Annotated in this window: 11 protein-coding genes and 2 pseudogenes; 11 read left to right on the top strand and 2 right to left on the bottom strand. The window is 71.9% G+C overall.

Features of this window, described 5'->3' with window-relative positions; all coding sequences use genetic code 11:
• The first annotated feature begins 105 nt into the window (after positions 1–105).
• Together C8E97_RS34115 and C8E97_RS20865 are read left to right on the top strand one after the other, a co-directional pair.
• Entirely contained in the window at positions 106–534 is a 429-nt protein-coding gene (locus C8E97_RS34115) for a hypothetical protein (RefSeq protein WP_147455182.1), read from the top strand.
• A 391-nt stretch (positions 535–925) separates the two neighbouring features.
• The gene (locus tag C8E97_RS20865; protein ID WP_211347099.1) at positions 926–1,294 is read left to right on the top strand and encodes a hypothetical protein; all 369 of its coding nucleotides are present in this window, start codon (positions 926–928) and stop codon (positions 1,292–1,294) included.
• A gap of 218 nt (positions 1,295–1,512) precedes the next feature.
• Here the strand turns inward: C8E97_RS20865 and C8E97_RS36165 are convergent.
• Positions 1,513–1,724: pseudogene (locus C8E97_RS36165) on the bottom strand (IS701 family transposase); the annotation flags it as partial.
• A gap of 113 nt (positions 1,725–1,837) precedes the next feature.
• On the opposite strand from C8E97_RS36165, the gene C8E97_RS20855 reads away from it, so the two are divergent.
• Complete coding sequence (locus C8E97_RS20855; protein ID WP_121007210.1) at positions 1,838–2,221, top strand: hypothetical protein; 384 nt, start codon at positions 1,838–1,840, stop codon at positions 2,219–2,221.
• A gap of 652 nt (positions 2,222–2,873) precedes the next feature.
• Here C8E97_RS20855 and C8E97_RS20850 read toward each other — a convergent pair.
• Positions 2,874–4,454, bottom strand: a complete 1,581-nt coding sequence (locus tag C8E97_RS20850) for an amidohydrolase family protein (protein ID WP_121007209.1) — start codon at positions 4,452–4,454, stop codon at positions 2,874–2,876.
• 87 nt (positions 4,455–4,541) lie between these two features.
• Here C8E97_RS20850 and C8E97_RS20845 point away from each other — a divergent pair, with 87 nt between their 5' ends.
• The 8 genes and pseudogenes from C8E97_RS20845 (at position 4,542) to C8E97_RS20810 (ending at position 16,840) form a co-directional block, all read left to right on the top strand.
• Positions 4,542–5,009 (top strand): MarR family winged helix-turn-helix transcriptional regulator, encoded by a 468-nt coding sequence (locus tag C8E97_RS20845; RefSeq protein ID WP_211347098.1) that lies wholly within the window; start codon positions 4,542–4,544, stop codon positions 5,007–5,009.
• Positions 5,010–5,211: 202 nt separating this feature from the next.
• The gene (locus C8E97_RS20840) at positions 5,212–7,293 is read left to right on the top strand and encodes an ATP-binding protein (protein ID WP_121007208.1); all 2,082 of its coding nucleotides are present in this window, start codon (positions 5,212–5,214) and stop codon (positions 7,291–7,293) included.
• Between the two features lie 34 nt (positions 7,294–7,327).
• Positions 7,328–7,942 carry a DUF3558 domain-containing protein gene (locus tag C8E97_RS20835; RefSeq protein ID WP_121007207.1) on the top strand — a complete coding sequence of 205 codons (615 nt, stop codon included), beginning with the start codon at positions 7,328–7,330 and terminating at the stop codon, positions 7,940–7,942.
• Positions 7,943–7,967: 25 nt separating this feature from the next.
• Positions 7,968–8,499: pseudogene (locus C8E97_RS20830) on the top strand (SDR family NAD(P)-dependent oxidoreductase).
• Positions 8,500–8,716: 217 nt separating this feature from the next.
• The gene (locus C8E97_RS20825) at positions 8,717–10,246 is read left to right on the top strand and encodes a DUF2397 domain-containing protein (protein ID WP_121007206.1); all 1,530 of its coding nucleotides are present in this window, start codon (positions 8,717–8,719) and stop codon (positions 10,244–10,246) included.
• Complete coding sequence (locus C8E97_RS20820; RefSeq protein WP_121007205.1) at positions 10,243–11,388, top strand: DUF2398 family protein; 1,146 nt, start codon at positions 10,243–10,245, stop codon at positions 11,386–11,388. Before C8E97_RS20825 ends, C8E97_RS20820 begins: the two co-directional genes overlap by 4 nt.
• Positions 11,385–15,578, top strand: a complete 4,194-nt coding sequence (locus tag C8E97_RS20815; RefSeq protein ID WP_121007204.1) for a TIGR02680 family protein — start codon at positions 11,385–11,387, stop codon at positions 15,576–15,578. The genes C8E97_RS20820 and C8E97_RS20815 overlap by 4 nt, the downstream gene beginning before the upstream one ends.
• Positions 15,575–16,840 (top strand): DUF2399 domain-containing protein, encoded by a 1,266-nt coding sequence (locus C8E97_RS20810; protein ID WP_211347097.1) that lies wholly within the window; start codon positions 15,575–15,577, stop codon positions 16,838–16,840. The genes C8E97_RS20815 and C8E97_RS20810 overlap by 4 nt, the downstream gene beginning before the upstream one ends.
• Positions 16,841–16,885: the final 45 nt, after the last annotated feature.

Below are 16,885 nucleotides of genomic sequence, written 5' to 3'. Positions count from 1 at the left end.
GGCACCATCCGCATGCGCCGGGCGATGATCGTCCTGGCCCCGCCGTCCGGGACCCCGCGCCGTCGATCGCACGGCTGGTCGCCGCCGACCCGGACACCGTCCGCGATGTCGGACGCCCCGGAGCCGGTGGCCGCCGTCGGAGCGGGCAACGCCGCGGTGGCGGCAGCGTGCGCTGTGGTCGACCGCAGCGACCCGGAGTTGTGGGTGCCCGGCGACGCCTCGTTCCGGGCCTTGCTCGACGCGGTGTCCCGCGCGCCGAGCGGCAGCGGCTGGCCGACCTGGCAACCGTTCGAGGACGACGACACGATCCACACGGACATGCTCCTGCGCGCAACCCCGTACCCGGACTTCCCGATCGGGCCGGACGAGCCGTGGATCGACGCCGCCGTAGCCAAGGCCGCCTTGCCGGCGATCCCGCTGCGCTACGTCGTCTCTCCTACCGGCCGGACCCCGAGCTGCGTTCCTTGGTGGAACCAGAGACCCCGTTCCCCGCTGATGCCCCTACCTCCGCAAGAGCCGACAAGCAGTTCCTGAGCTGTTCGATGAGCCGACTATTCTGCATGGCAGAGGATTCGTGAGCTGCCATCATGACTCGGCAATCCGATCGGAGGGCGCCCATGCCTGCTGTTACGATGCCGACGTAATTGTCGTTTGCATGCGATAAGTTGAGACTCATGGCCGAGTCGTCGCGGTTGGAACCGGACATCGTGCAGGTCGCGCGGGATGTACGTGCGCTGCTGAGGTCCGCCTGGTGACTTTGACGATGCGTTTTCCGGGGCCATCGTGTTCGCGCGGCGACCTCACGGGCATCGACCGGGTGTGATGGTGTCGACCTTGTCCGGCAAAGGGCAGTGGGTACTGGCATTCTCGACGCCCGAGCGGCTTGCCAGTGCTCATACGCCCCTCGACTGGGATTGGTGAAATGGTGAATTACGCCGACATCGACACTCTGTCGAGTGTGTACCTGGAGGACAGCTTTGTGCTGGAAATCCTCGAACCGTCGGGTGAACCGTCTTTCAGGGGCGAGTTTGTGCTTACCGAGAACCATCCCCGCTACAGCACCCCCGCCTCGGGCGAGCAGTACTGCTATGCTGACGGAATGCTGACCTTTCCGAACGTCACGCGCGTCGAATGGGTTCGTCGCTCGACCCGACATTTCACCGATGCGGCAGGTGAGGAAGACCTCGGCAACATCGATTACCTGGATCGGGTAGACGACTATTGGCTGATCGGAGGGGATTGGGGTGAAGCGCGCGTCTTCACGGAGGGCGCTCCCCGACTCGTCCTGGCGTGACGATGAGGTTCACGAACCGGAGTCGGCGCTCGTGCGAGCGGTGAGGGCTGGAGGACAAGAGATCCCGTGTCGTTAGTAGTGTCGATTTGAAGGTGGTCCGGAGGAACGGCGAGGTCTTTACAAGCCGGTGGGCCTCGCCTGTGACGACGTGCGGGTTCGACGGTCGGTGGATTCACGGCTGGCCTTACTACGCCGACGCCGATGCGGGCAGCGACGGCGGCGGCATTGAGCAGACGCTGCATCCCGTCCGGAGTCGCCTTACCGGCCACTTCCGCCAACGTCCAGCCGTTCTTGCCGCGATCGGAGCCAGCAACCCCCGCACATACGCCCGAGCCCGACGACGCGGCTCCGCCCGCAGCAACCGCCCCGCCACCAGCCCGAACAACTCGTCCAAACCCGCGGCCCACGCCCGGACGTCCTCATATTCGATGGGGATCCGTTCAAGGTCTGGATCCCAGCCCTTGAATTGAGAGGCTGTCCGCCCTGCTCGCGGCGGGCAGCCTCCTGGCATCGTGGTAGTAGTGATCATGGGAAGGTGGGGCGGTGCTGCCGGAACCGATCATCCGAGTCGACGCGGTGGACCATTACGCGGCGCTGTTGGCGGATGACCAGTGGCCGGGCGAGATGATGTGCCTGACCGTCGTGCGCGGGCTTCCCGTCGCCGAGGCGCTGATCCGCTTTCACGGTGAGGCCACCGGGCGGCGGGCGACGCTGGTCGACGCCGGTCAAGCTTCGATCGCCGCGTTCCCCGACGAGCTGCCGCTGGTGGTCGCCGACGCCCTCGACGGGTGGGTGGTGCTGGCCGACGACAACGGCTACCACCCCGCTGGCTCGACCTTCCCGACGCCGGCGCACGGCTGGCCGGCAACGCCCCGGAACTGCACGCGCGCCTGGCCACGGCCGACGGCCCGCGGGTGCGCGCGGTGACCACCCTGGCCGCCGTCTGGGCCTGCGAAGCAACCGGCGTCGACGATCCCTTCGTACTGAACACCCTCGGCGAGGACGTCGAGGCGATGTCCCCACAAGTACGCGCAGACCTGCGCGAGCGCCTGGCCGAGCGCACCAGGGAGGAGTACCGACGGGCCCTGCGACTGCGCTGGGACCGCTGCCGCCCGGCAAACACGGCTGGCGGACGAACCCGACTTCGGCCTGGCCCTGGCTGTGGCCAACGCCGGCCGGGCCGACAAACAAGACTGGCCAAGTCCCGCAGCACCACACCGCGATCGGCGTCGAGCAGGGCGACGGCCAGTTCGGGGGTGTTCCGGGCCTCGGCGACCATCTGTGACCGCAACGTCGCCGGGCCCTCGCAGAACAGCAACCGGATCCATCACCGCCCGAAGGACCTCAGCCGCTTCCTCACGTCCCCTCTACTTCCAGAAGACCTCCGCTTGGTCCGGTCATGCGCGCGGACCGAGCACCCCTCGGTCCGCGCGCAGCCGTTTCGGCACCTCTCACGGGCGGGCGGTCGTGTCCCAACGCCACGATCCTCGCTACCGCGAGCGACGACGCGAGGGCCGGCTGTGGGGCACCGGCTCCACCGTCGATCCGCAGCGCTCTCCGTGCGCGGCGACGGCCCGCTTCAGGCGAATAGGTCCTGCGGTAGCCTCATCGCCTTGAACAGGTGGTCGCGTGATGCTTCAAGGTCCCGGCGCAGCCGGTTCAGGTCCGCGTCGAGCAGCCGTCCTCGCCACTTGCGCACCTGGCCGGCGACGATCACGGTCTCGACGTTGGTTCGGTCCATCAGGGACACGACCGCCCCGGGCACGTTGTTGAGCGGGGCCACGTTGAGCGCGGTGGCGTCGAGGAGGACGATGTCGGCTTCCTTGCCCGGTGTGAGGATGCCGGTCCTGCCGTCGAGTCCCAGGTGTTTGGCGCCGTTGACGGTCGCGTAGCGGAGCACGTCGCGGACGGTGAGGAGGTCCGGCGTGCCGGGGGCGGGCGTCGGCCAGTTATTGGGCGGCACAGGGGTTCCCTGGTCCAGGACGAGCTGGTTGACGATCATGCGCTGCATGGTCATCGCGGTGCGCATCTGCGTGAACGGGTCCGCGGTCATCGTCGTCTCGACGTCGGAGCTCAGGGAGGGCTCCATGCCCAGTTCCTGCATCTTGAGGATGGGCGGGGTGCCGTGCCGCATGGTCATCTCGATGGGGAACGCCAGCGAGACGTGCGCGCCGGCGTCCCGGAACCGCTGCCAGGTCTCGTCGGACATGCCGGTCATGTGGATGAAGAGGTTGTCCGACCCCACCTCGACCCCGCCGTCGCCCCGCGCGACGGCGTCGACGACGGGCCGCATCCCCCACGAGCCGACGGAGTGCGCGGCGATCCTCAGACCCAGCTCGCGGGCGATCGCCCACGCCCTGGTGTACACCTCCCTGCCGAGGTGGAGTTCGCCGCCCATGACCATGGTCACGAGCTGGTCGTCGGAGGGGAACCACGTGTCCCGGATGCGGTGGGCGTCCGCCGGGTACCGGGCTCCGATGCGGCCGTCGCCTTCGAAATAGCCGAAGGCGGCACGCCGCCCGGTGTCGATCAGAGCCTGGATCGCCGCATCGGTGTGTTCGGGGGAGTGGTGGATCTGCGACACGTCGAGCACCGTGGTGACACCCGCGTCAAGCTGCGAGAGCCCCGCGAACAGCTCATTGATGTACACGTCCTGCGGCCGGTACACCCGTGCGAACCCTTCGAGGATGTGCTCGCTGTAGTTCGGTTGCGCGCTCGGCGACCCGGTTCCGTCGTCGCGGAGCAGGCCGTTGGGGAGGAACGCCCGCTCCGCGGTCTCGAACAGGTGGTGGTGGGTGTCGACGAAACCCGGCATGACGATCCGCCCGCGCGCGTCGATCACGCCGGCGCCGGCGGCGCGGATGTCGGGCCGGACCTCGACGATCCGCTTGCCCTCGACCAGGACGTCGGCGCGCTCGAAGTCGCCGACGTTGTGGTCCATGGACATCACCGCGCCGCCGCGGATGACGTAGCGGCGTCCTCGGCGGCCGGTGTCCTTCGGGGGTTGACCGTCGTCGTGCGCGTCGGCCGGGCCGGCGATGCCCGTGACCGCACCAGCCGCTGCTGCGGTCACCACCGCGGAGTTCTTCAGGAAGTCACGCCGCCCGGTTCGAGCCGCCGACGGCTCCTGCGGCTCGCCGTCGTCACGTCGCCTGCTCATGGTGCCCCCCTCGTGCCATCGAGTTGATGTATCAACTCAAGGGTACACGGTTGGGTTGACACATCAACTCGCGAGTACGATGGCCGCATGGTGCAGCAGCGACTGAGCGAACGCGAACTCCGCGCCTGGCGTACGTCCTTCCGGATGCTGGAGCTGCTGCGGACACGCGTCGAGCAGCAGCTCCAGGCCAGCAGCGGTCTGTCCAACGCCGACTACACCGTGCTCGCGTTGCTCTCCGAGGCGCCCGACGGCCGGATGCGCCCCTACGAGCTGGGGCAGGCAGCCGGTTGGGAGAAGAGCCGCATGCACCACCAGCTCACCAGGATGGGCAAGCGAGGTCTGGTCACCAGGGAGCAGTGCGGCTCGCGGGGCGTGGACGCCGTGATCACGGCGAAGGGCCTCGCCACGCTCAAGAAGGCCGTGCCCGGCCACGCGCGGGAGGTCCGGCGGCTGTTCGTCGACCCGCTCACGGCGGAAGAGCTGGACCGGTTCGCCCGCATCGCCGGCACGATCCTCGACAACCTCCAGGCGGACCTGCCGGCCGGCGGGGCCTGATCAGGCGGCCCTTCGCCACACGGAATACCGTTCGACGAACGGGAAATCTCCCCGACGTGCCAGGGGCGGGCCGGATCGGAGGGGATTGCGCCGGCAACTCCGCCGCTTCCTCCTCCGACGCGTGGAACGCTGACGACGCCCTTCGATCCGGGCGGCGTACGTGCGCGCCGGACGTTGAGACCGACAGGCGGGGAGGACACCCGTGGACGCCCGACAACCGATCCGGAACCAGTTCAGGGGCACCGTCGACACGGTCGTGCAGGCGGGGGTGATCAACGGGGACGTCGTCGTGACCGGCGAGCCGGCCGTGGTGCCGCACGAACTGCCCACTGGCCCCGTGCACTTCGTCGAACGCGACACCGAACTGGCCGCGTTGGACGAGCTGCTGGCCATTCGCGCCGACGGGCTGCCCGCGATCGCGGTCGTCACCGGCACGGCCGGAGTGGGCAAGACCGCGTTGGCACTCAGGTGGGCGCACCGGCACACCGCCGGGTTCCCCGGCGGGCAGCTCTTCCTCGACCTGCACGGCTTCGATCGACAACCGCCGCTCACCTCGGCGGAAGCGGCGGCGCGGTTGTTGCGGTCGTTGGGCGTGGCCAGGCCGGAGGAGATCCCGAGTGCCACCGAGCGAGCGGCGCGCCTGCGCACGGTGCTGAGCGACCGGCGGGTGCTCCTGGTGCTGGACAACGCCCGGTCCGCCGAGCAGGTCCTGCCCCTGTTGCCCGGTCCGAGCCCCAGCGCGGTGATGGTCACCAGCCGCGCGGCGCTCGGCGGGCTGCGCCTCCACCACGACGTTCCGGCGGTCCGCCTGGCACCACTGGACGCGGCGGCCGGAACGCGGCTGCTCACCGCGCTGGCGGGGGAGCGGGTCACCGGCGAATCGGAGCTTGCCGGCGTGGTGACCACGTTGTGCGCCGGCCTGCCGCTGGTACTGCGGATCGTCGCCGAACGGCTGGTGTCGCGTCCAGGGCTGTCGGCCGCCGCGCTCGTACGCCAGTTGGGTGCCGAGCGAACCCGCATCTCGTCGTTGAGCGGCCATGTGGATGTGCGGGCGATCTTCTCGTGGTCTTACCGGTGCCTCGGCCCCCATGCCGCCGCGGTGTTCCGAACGGTCGGCACGGCTCCTCGCGGCACCTTCGCCCTCGACGCGGCTGCCGCGGCCTCCGACCTCGACCTGGCCACCGCGGACGCGGCGTTGGACGAGTTGGTGCAAGCCCACCTGCTGACCGAGGTCTCGCCGGGGCGTTTTTCGGCTCACGACCTTCTCCGCGCGTACGCGACCGAGCTCGCCGCCGCTCAACCCGAGGAACGAGGGGCTGTCGCACGACGGATCTTCGAGCACTACCTCCACACAGCGGCAAGCGCCGACCTGGTGCTCACCCCCCATCGCACCCGTGTGCAGCTCGTCGGACAACCTCCGCTCCGTGAGCCGTTCGCGGACAAGGATTCCGCACAGGCGTGGCTGCACGCCGAAGAACCGAACCTGATCGCCTTGTGCAGGTTCGACAACGACGCCTTGGACGTCCACCGCTGGCAACTCGCCTACGTGCTGCGCACGCACTTCTACCTGACGAAGCAGTTGGATGGTTGGCTGGACACGCACGAGCAAGCCTTGCAGGCCGCTATGCGCCTGCGCGATCTTTGGGCAGAGGCCGCGACGCGCAACAACCTCGGCATGGTCCTGACCGCGAGCGGCCGATGGGAGGAGGCCCTGACGCATTACGCCGAAGCCGGCGAACTGTTCGCCCGGCTCGGTGACGAGTACGGGCGCTGCAAAGCCGTGGCCAACACCGCCTCCGTCCTGCGCCGCCAGGGCAGAGTCAGCGAAGCGCTCGACCTCCAGAAGGAGGCGTTGTCCTACTACCGGCGCGCGGGGGTGTTGAGCTACGTGGGCATCACTCTCCGGGGGATGGCCGGTGCGTACCTCCAACTGGGCGAAGCCTGGCAAGCGGTCCGCTGCGCTCAAGAGGCCGTGGACATCGCGACGTGGCTCGCATACGACTTGGACATCGCTCAAGCCAGTACGACGCTGGGCGCCGGCTATCGGATCGCGGGTGAACCGATCAAAGCCGAGGTCGCCCTGTCCCAAGCGCTGGCCGCCGCCCACCGGTGCGGCAGTCGGTTCGAGCAAGCACGAGCGCTGCGCGACCTGGGTGAGTTGGCCGCAATGGCCGGGCGCTGGAAGGAGACCGCGACCCATTGGCGAAAAGCTCTCGCGCTCTATCGGGAACTGGGAAATCCCGTGGCGGTCGCGGTTGCGAACGACCTCGATCGGGTGCAGTGAGGTCGAGCCTCGGCGGTCGGATTATCATCCCGGCGTGATCCGTTTCGCCGGCCGGTCGGCCGTCTCAAGCCTGCTGCTGGCGTCGGTGTTCCTGATCGGCGGATGCACCACCCCGGCTCCCGCGGTGACCGGGCAAACGTCGGAAACCACGGCGCAGTCGAGCTCCTGGGTGTCGGTGGAACCGTCCAGGGAATCGGTCCGGCCGCACGAGTTGGCCAACGACGCCCCGAAGCGGTTCGCCGACGACGGGGATCTGTGCGCGCTGGTGACCGGACAGGAGATCGTGTCGATCACCGGTGCGCCGTTCGCGCGGGTGGCCGCGACCGAGCCGAACGCGTGGTGCCGCTGGCAGCTCAGCGACACCCTGAACGACAAGGGCGTGCCGGTGGCGTGGCTGATGATCCTGGCGCACCCGGCCGATCTGTGGCTGGGCACCGAGCAGGGCGCGGTCGGCGGGCACCCGGTGCGGCGACGCGCCGGTGATGGGCTGTGCCTGCTGCGCGTGGGGCTGCGCGAGCCCGCCGGGGACAGGCACACCGATCGGCCGGTGATGGGAGTCATGCTGGAGGTGCAGGACGCCGGGGCCGACGTGTGCCGCAGCGCGCAGTCACTGACCGAACTCGTCCTGGACCGGCTGCCCGCAGCCTGACCCGGCGGCCACAGCCACAAAGGTCGTGCTCGTCACCGGCGCGAGCCGCGGGATCGGCGCGGCGGCGGCCCGGCTCTTCGCGCGGGAGGGCGCGGTCGTCGTGCTCGCCGCCCGCGGCACCGACGCCCTGGAGCGGGTCGTCGCCGGGATCCGCGCCGACGGCGGCGTCGCGGACGCCGTGACCACCGACCTCGCCGACCGCGCGAGCATCCGCGCCGCGGTCGACCGGGTCGAACAGCCGCACGGCCGGCTCGACGGCGCGTTCGACAACGGCGCGGTGATCCAGCGGCCCGGCCCGCTGGACACGACCGGCGACGAGGACGTCGAGCAGCAGTTCGAAGTGAATTTCCGGGCGCACCGGACCGCGATGACCGCCGAGGCAGTGCTGATGCGCCGGGGTGGTGGCGGGGTGATCGTGAACACCTCCGGCATCGGCAGCCGCCGCGCGCACGGCCGGGCCGCGCGAGGTGGCGGAGGCGGCCGCGTGGCTGCTCAGCGACCGGGCGTCGATGGCGACCGGCGCGGTCGTGCCGGTCGACGGCGGCGCCGGGGCGTGAGGGGGCCGGGTGAGCGGAAGTTTTTCGCACCGCGTTCAGCCGCGACGTTGTCCGGATCGGCGAACTCGGGTCCGGCACGCCGGTGTGAACGCATGCAGGGCACCGAATCGGCGTCGAGGCGTGTCGGGTGGGCCGTTCGAACGGATCGGCTCCGCGAAACGGGTGATGTGCCGCCGTCTTTCCGGGTCCCGCGCCCGGTCTTCGTAACCTGGACGGCGTGATCGACGACGAGTCGCCCGAGGCGGAGGCGCCCGCTGATCCGTGGTCGGCGCTGCTGCCGGGGCAGGAGTTCGTCCCGGCCTACCTGACCTCGCGGTTCGCGGCGCAGTACCGGGTGATCGTCGACGTCCTCCTGGCCGAGCAGGACACGAGCCTGACCGGTCTGTCCTACGACGAGGTGGCCGCCGGGATCCGGGCGCACCTGGCCGCGCGGGTGCCGGAGGACGTCGTCGATCGCCTGCTCGCCGATGAGGTGCTGCACCTCGACAAGCGGCTGGAGCGACTCGTGCAGTGGCGGGTCCTGACCCGCTGGCAGGAGCCCGCCCGTTCGGGGGAGGACTTCCTGCGCCGGCGCGACCGCTACCAGCTGACGCCGAGAGCGGCCGGTCTCCACGTCTTCTGGTCGTCGGTCGACGACACGGAGGAGGCCGCGGGTGACCTGACGCTCGCGCCGCGCGCCATCCACGAGCGGCTGGTGGCGTTCGCCGAGTCGGTTCGCCGGGCCGTCTACACGGCCGCGGCGACGGAGTTCCAGCAGATCGGGGCGATGCACCTGGCGATGGCCACCGCGGCCCGCGGTTGGCAGCGCACGCTGGCGCACGCGTTGTCGGGTGGGCCGGACCCGGCGAAGCAGGACCTGTTGTGGCAGACGCTGCGGTCCTACCTCGGGATGTGGGGCGAGCAGGTCGACGTGCACACCCCGCGGATCGCGGAGCTGCTGGTGGAGCTGGGCCCGTTGCTGACGCCCGAGGTGTGGCGCGCGTGCGTTCGCGCCGCCCTGGGCGCCGACGTCGACGAGGAGTTGGTGGCCGCTCAGGCAGCCCGCTGGGAACGCACGTGGGAGGCGTTGGGCTCGTGGTTCAGCGGCGTCGACAGCCAGGCGCGGAGGCTGCGGCGTCAACTCCGGGACCTCGTCGCGCCGTGGGCCCGCAACATGAACCTCCTGCTGGACACCGGGGGCGCCGTCACCCGCCGTGCGGAACTGCTCGCCCTGGCCGTCGCCGTCGAGCGCGCCCCCGACGACGACAGCGCCTGGCGGATCTGGGACACCGCGGTCGGCGCGTTCTCCGCGCGACACCTGCTGCTGGCCTCGGGCTCCACCGACGAGCACGACGTGAGCTGGTCCGCCGCACCACCCGCTCCGGTCACCGCGCGGTTCCGCGAGCAGGGCGCACGCGCCGCGGTCGGCAGGCGAACCAAAATCCCGGACTACTCGACGGGCAAGAACGCGGCCCGACGCGCCAGGCTCGCCGCCCAGGCCGCTCGCGGCAGCGCGGAGGCGGCGCTGCGGCAGCGATCCGGAACCCGGCTGGCCGAATGGGGCGCGGTCACCGACGCGGAACTGGACCTGCTGCTGGAGTTCGTCGGCGTGGTCCGGCGGACCAGGTCGGAGAGCGCGGTGACCGGGGACGGTCGCTGGCGGATCACGCTGCGCAGACCCCCGCACCTGCACGACACCACGACCCTGCGCGCCGACAGCGGCAGCATGACGACCCTGAACTGGTACTTCGGCATGGAGCCCGCGTGAACCGCGACGCGGCCGAGCGGCAGCGGGCGTTCACCGCCCTGCTCCGCTCGCCGGTGGTCGATCGGCACAGCCACCCGGAGGTGTGGCCGTTGGTGCGGGTCCACCGGGTGACCTTGGGCGAGTGGTTCGCCCAGCGGCTCGGCTACCGGCTGCTGGTGACCGACTCCGCCGCCAGGCTGTTCCGGTTGCCGGTCGACGGCGTCGTGCTCGCGCCCCGGCGGTTCCGGCCACCGAGCCGTCGCGTGCTCGTGCTGGCCGTCCTCGCCGCCGCGGCCGCGGAGGACGCCGAGGACCTCACCACGACGCAGGACCTCTCCGACCGGGTGCGCGTGCTCTCCACCCGCGACGATGTCGAACTCGCGACCTACGACCCGGACCGGTTCGCCGAGCGGACGCTCTTCGTCAAGGCCGTCCGACTGCTGGTGTCCCTGGGCGCGTTGCGACCGACCGGCCGGGACGACGAGGAGCAGCGCGAGGGGTGGGCGCATCGTCGTGACGCGATCGGCGGTGCCTACGAGGTCCGCCGGGAGCTGCTGCTGCGCTTGGTCGACCCGACCTCGTTGCGCGCCGCCCTCGGCGACCGGAGCCACGACGGACCGCCCCACGAGGCGGCGGCGCGCGTCGGCTTGATGCGCAAGCTGGTGGAACTGCCCGTGGTGCTCCACGAGGACCTCACCGACGCGGAGAGGGCCTACCTCACCGGTCAGCGCCACCGCGTCCTGGCCTGGTGCGCGGAGATGACGGGGTGGGTGGTGGAGCAACGGGCGGAGGGAATGGCGCTCATCGCCGCCGACGAGGCCGACACGGACCTGCCTTTCCCGCGGCTGCGCGCCGCCGACTTCGCCGCGTTGATGGTGCTCGACGAACTCCTGCGCCTGCACGGGGTCGACTCGGTGGTCACGGCCGACGACCTCGCCTCGGCAGCCGCCGAGGTCAGGGTGCGCCACGCCAAGGCGATGACGAACGACCTGCGCACGGGCGACGCCGTGGAGGCCGCGGCACGGGACGTGCTCGGCGCGCTGGACCTGTTGCGCCCGACCGGCACCCCGCGCGGGTGGCGGCTGACGCCCGCGGCGGCGCGCTACCGTGATCCCCGGGTGGTGGCGGTGACCGCGAGACTGGACGAGGAGGGCGCCCGTTGACCCGACGGGAACCGGACCGCGAGCGGTGGCTGGCCGCTGCGTCGACGGGCGGCTTCCCCGAGCCGGTCCTCCGGCGGTGGCAGCCGTTGCGCGTCGGGATCGTCAACCTGTGGGAGTACGACCAAGCGGAGTTCTGGTTCGCCGACGGCCGCCTGGTGCTGCGCGGCGGCAACGGGGCGGGCAAGACCAAGGTGCTCGAACTGACGACCCTGATGCTGCTGCGCGGGGAGATCGGCGCGTCCGTGCTCGACCCCTTCGGCTCCCAGCACCGGACGATGCGCTTCAACCTGCTGCCCACCGGCGAGGACGACGACCCGCGTCCGCCTTCGGACGCCGGCCTGGGCTACGCCTGGGCCGAGTACGGCAGGGTGGACGACGACGGCACGGCGCGGTTCTTCGTCTGCGGGCTCGGTGTCAGCGCCCGCCGGGGCAGCGGCACGTCGGCGGTGACCACGTGGCACCTGATCACCCACCTGCGCCCGGGGCGGGATTTCAAGCTCGCCGCGGCGGGCCGCCCGCTCGACCAGAAGGAGCTGAAGAAGGTCCCCGGCGTCTCGGTGCCCGACAGCGCGGCGCGGTACCGCGCCAGGCTGGCTGCCGAGCTGTTCGGTCTCGGCACCGGGGCCTACGACAACCTCACCGAACTGCTCAAGCAGTTGCGCAAGCCCAAGCTGGGGGAACGGCTCAACCCCGCGAGCCTGGCCGAGACGTTGCGCGCGGCTCTGCCGCCCTTGGCCGGCACCGAGATCACCCAGCTCGCGGACGGGTGGGACAACCTGGAGAAGTTGCGGACGGCCGTGGAGCAGACCCGTACCGCCGCCGTGCGGCTGGCCGGGTTCGTCCGCACCGGCTGGACACCGTGGGCGCGCGCCGTCGTGCGCCGCCGTGCCGATGCGCTGACGGCGGCGACCACCGAGCTGGACGGCACCACGAAAGACCGTCGGTCCGCGGAAACCGCCCTCGGCGCCGCTCTCGGCGCGGTGGGACAGCTGGAGGAGAGCATCTCCCGCACGCGGTCCCGGCAACTGGACCTCGGCACCGAGCTGCGCGAGCTGCTGGACAGCCAGGCGTTCCAGGACGCCGTGAGCGTGGCGAGCCGGGTCGAAGTGCTGCGGGAACAACTCGCCGTGCTGGCCGAACAGCTCGGAGGGGTCGAAGACCGCCGCGCGTCGGCCGCGCAGGACGCGGCCGACGCCGCCGAAGCGGCGGAAGAGGCCACCTCGCACGCCGGGGAAGCCGAAACGGCCGTGGAGCGCGCCGCCGGACGGGTCCGGGAAACCGGGCAGCCCGCCGGACTACAGGACTCCGCTGCCCGGCACCTGCCCGCACGTGACGTGGCGGCGCTGCGCGCCGACCTCTCCGTCCGCCGGGAGCGCTTCGCGCGCTTGCAGGCGTTGCGCGCGACGTTCGACCAGGCCGACCAGGAAGTGGTGCGGTCGGCCGAAACGCTGGCCGGCCGCGAGGCGGACCTGGTGGAGGCGGCGGAGCAGCGGGCACGAGCCGAGGAGGACGTCGCCGCCGCGGTGGAGGCGCTGCGCGAGCGGATCAGGGCGTGGAACACCGACGCCGTGCTCGCCAAGGCGGACGAGCACACGGTCGAGCGCTGGTGCGACCTGGTGGCCGACCTGACCGCGGACCCGTCGGGCTCGCCGGGGGACCGGCGCGGAGCCCACCCCTCGTCGGCGATCGCCCAGCACGTCGAGCGGGTTCGCGACACGCTGTGGTCGCGGCGCACCGAACTCGACCACCAGCGCGCCGGACTCGTCGAGGAGCACCAGCAGGCGACCGCGCAGTTGGCGGACGTGCTCGGCCGGGCGGAGCGCCCGCCGGCCCCGCCCGACTCCTGGCGCCGTCGCGACCGTCCGGAACCCGACCGCGGACTCGGTGCGCCGTTCTGGCGGTGCGTCCAGCCCGTCGACGGCCTGTCGACCGACGAGGTGGACCTGCTGGAGGCGACCCTGGCCGCCGCGGGTGTGCTCGACGCCTGGCTGACCGCCGACGGGGAGCCGGTCCTCGGCGGTTCGGGCCCGGCCGACACGCTCGTGCACGCGGGCGGAACGCACGTTGCCGCCAACCTCACCGAGGTGCTGGAGCCCACACCCGTCGGCGGCGTACCGGAGACCGCTGTTCGCGCCGTTCTCGCGGCGATCGGGTGGCACGCCGCCCGGCCCGGCGACGACGAGGCCGCGGACCTGTGGCTGGCGGCGGACGGCACCTGGCGGTGCGCGGCCCTGTCCGGGCGCGCCGAGGTCGTCCGCCCCGCCTCCTACCTCGGGGCCACCGCGCGCGAGTCCGCCAGGCAGCGCGAGATCGATCGCCTGCGGACGCGGCTGGCGGAGCTGGAGACGTCGACCGGCGCTGTCGACGCCGGGATCGAGGACCTCGACCGGGACCTGCGGCGCCTCGCCGAGGAGTCCGCCGGAATCCCGGCGGAGCGTTCGGTCACCGACACCGTCACCACGCTGCGCGAGCGGGAACGGCGGGCCGCCGAGAGCGAACGCAAGGCCGCAAAGGCCAGGAACGACCACCGCGCCCGCGAAACCGCTCGGGACACCGCGCGGGCGGACTTGGCCTACTACGCGGGCGAACACGCGTTCCCGGTGGAGAACCTGTCCGCGCACGAGGCGGCGCTGCACGCCTATCGCCAGGCCGTCGACGAACTGGCCGGGCGGAGCGAAGTGCTCGGCCTGCGCTCGGCCGCGCTGGCGCGAGCACGCCGCGATCTCACCGCCGCACAGCGGCGGCTCGCCGAGGTCGACGCCGAACTGGACGACCTGAGCGGGCGCCGGCGGCAGGCGGAGGTCCGGTTGCACACCGCCGAGGCGGCGCTCACCACCGACGTCCGCGCGCGGCTGCTCCGCCGCACCGAGTTGGACGGCTTGGTGCAGGAGGCCGAGCGGGACCTGGAGGACCAGCGGAAAGCTCTCACGGATGCCCGAATCGCGGCCACCCGCGCCGAGGAGACGCTGGCGCGGCACGAAGACCGACGGCGGGCTGCCGAGCACGAGCGGGACCTCGCGCTCGCGCGGTGGTGGGAGGTCCACGACGCCGGCCTCGCACGACCGCTCGGACTGGAGGAACCGGAGCGGCGCAGTGTCGAGTCGGCGCGCGAGTCGACCCGTGCCGCCCGCCGGGAACTGCCCGACGCCGGCGACGAAGACCGCGCCTGGCGGACCTGCTACAGCAAGCTCGACGACCTCCGGCGCCACCTGTTGCCCGACCGCGACGCCCGGGTGTCCGAGCCGGACCACGACGGCGGGATCCAGCGCGTGCTCGTGCTCACCGACAGCACGGCCGGCTGGCAGGCGCCCGCGGACGCCGCGAGCCTGCTGGCCCGACAGGTCCAGGCGCAGGAGGCGTCGTTCGACGCCGAGCAGCAACGGGTGTTGACCACGCTGCTGGGGTCGACGTTCATCGAACACCTCAAGGAACGGCTGGACTACACCGCGCGGACGTTCAGCGACATCAACAAGCAGCTGGCGAGCCACACGACCCGGCACGGCAACGCCGTCCAGCTGAAGTGGGAACCCGATCCCACCGACCCGGACGCCGGCGCCGTGGTGGACGCGCTGAGCCAGGGCTACCAGCAGCTGTCGTCGGCGCGACAGGACACCGTGCGCTCCTTCCTCGCCCGCAGGATCGACGCCGCCCGAGCCGACGCGGCGGCCGGCGGCTCGGCGGACTGGCGGGAGCAGTTGTCCGCCGCGCTGGACTACCGCGGCTGGCTGAAGATCTCCTTGCAGCACCGGCCCGGTTCGACCAGCCGGTGGACGCCGTTCGACACCGCCAAGCACGGAGCCAAGTCCGGCGGCGAGAAGGTCGTGCTGTTGTCCCAGCCGCTGTTCGCCGCCGCGGTCGTGGCCTACAACGCGGCCGGTGGGCACGCCCCGCGCTGTGTGTGGTTGGACGAGGCGATGACCGGTGTGGACGAGGAGATCAAGGCGTCGTTCATGGGGTTGACGGTGAACTTCGACCTGGACGTGATGCTGACCGCCCACGACGAGTGGTGCAAGTACCCGACCGTTCCGGCGGTGGCCGTGTACGACCTCGCCAGGCACCGGGGCCTGCCCGGTGTCGACGCGGTCCCGTACCTGTGGTGCGGTGGCGACTGGACCGCGGTCGCGCTGCCGACGACCGACGACGCGCCGTTGCCCGCCGACGGACTGTTCGCCGAGGCGGATGTGGAGTGACGGCGGAGATCCCGTCGGGTGTCGAGGACTGGGCCCGCTTGCCGGGACCCGCGAGCGTGCTCGACGTCGTCCACACCCGCGCCAGGCGCGGGCACCGCACCGAGGCGGGCACGCTCACCGCGCTCGTGCTCACCGAGCAGCAGCGTCGGGAGGTCGCGCTGCTGCTCGGCACCCGCTGGGAGCTGTCCGGCAAGCCGGTCCGGCTCCAGGACCTCGCGGCGAAGCTCGCCGAGCACGGCCTGACCGTGCGCGGGCTCCTCGAAGCCCTGAGCGGCGGGCGGGTCGAACCGGATCGCGCTCGCCGCGACCGGGCGCGGGCCGAGGCGGCGGCCGAAACGGCGCGCGCGGCGACGCACCTGGTCGAGGCGGGCGTGCCCGCGCACGCGGTGGAGCAGTGGCTGGCCGACCCCGGTTCGCCGCAGGCCGGCGCCGGTGCGCTGGAGAGCTTGGCCGAACAGGTGGCGGCCGTCGTCACCCGGCTGCGCACCACCAGCGGCGGAACGCGGCTCGCCCACCTCGCGGCGGACCTCCTGCGCGATGCCCACGCGCTCGATCCCGACCGGCAGTTGGGCCGTGCGGTCGCCCGCGTGCTGGCGGTCGTGCACGGGCTTCCCCGGCCACAGCGGGCCGGTCGGGCGTGGCGTGCGGCGTGGGCGAGCGCCGGGGTGGTGTGCGACGGGGTGTCCTCGCGGGTGCTGGCGCTGAACCTCCCGCTCACCGGCGAGTCGCCGGCGGTGCGGTTGTGCGCCGCCGCGCCCGGCGAGCCCGTCTGGCTGACGCTCCGCTCGCTCACCGGCACGTGGACCGCACCCGCCGTCGACGTCTTCGTGTGCGAGAACCCCACCGTCGCGGAAGCCGCCGCCGACGCGTTCGGCGACGCTTGCCCGCCACTGGTGTGCACGGACGGGATGGCGTCCGGCGCGGCACTCGACCTGCTCGCCGGACTGGCCGCCGCGGGCTGCGCGATCCACGCACGGGCGGACTTCGACCCCGCCGGGTTCACCATCGCCGAACAAGTCCTCTTCGTCGCGCCCGGCGCCCGAGCTTGGCGTTTCGACGCGACGACCTACGCCGACGAGACCGGGCTGGACGGCTCGTTCGCCACCCCGGACGGCCTCATGGCCGCGGTCGAGGAACTGCGGACCGCCTACGACCGGATGTGCGCTCCCGTGCACGAGGAGCGTCTCCTCGACCGACTGCTGGCCGACCTGGCGAACGCGTCCCGCTCGCCGAGCTGGCCGTCACGTACTCGGGACCGATGACTCGTGGTGCGGGGTTCGAGGGGCGCGCGGCGAGGCCCGGCGACG

The organism is Saccharothrix australiensis (assembly GCF_003634935.1).
Classification (GTDB): domain Bacteria; phylum Actinomycetota; class Actinomycetes; order Mycobacteriales; family Pseudonocardiaceae; genus Actinosynnema; species Actinosynnema australiense.
This window is presented reverse-complemented; position numbering and strand designations above follow the sequence as displayed.

Bases quoted from the DNA above. Each gene is read 5' to 3' on its own strand.
- C8E97_RS34115 (WP_147455182.1), top strand. From the start codon at position 106: ATGTCGGACGCCCCGGAGCCGGTGGCCGCCGTCGGAGCGGGCAACGCC.
- C8E97_RS20850 (WP_121007209.1), bottom strand. From the start codon at position 4,454: ATGAGCAGGCGACGTGACGACGGCGAGCCGCAGGAGCCGTCGGCGGCT.
- C8E97_RS20845 (WP_211347098.1), top strand. From the start codon at position 4,542: ATGGTGCAGCAGCGACTGAGCGAACGCGAACTCCGCGCCTGGCGTACG.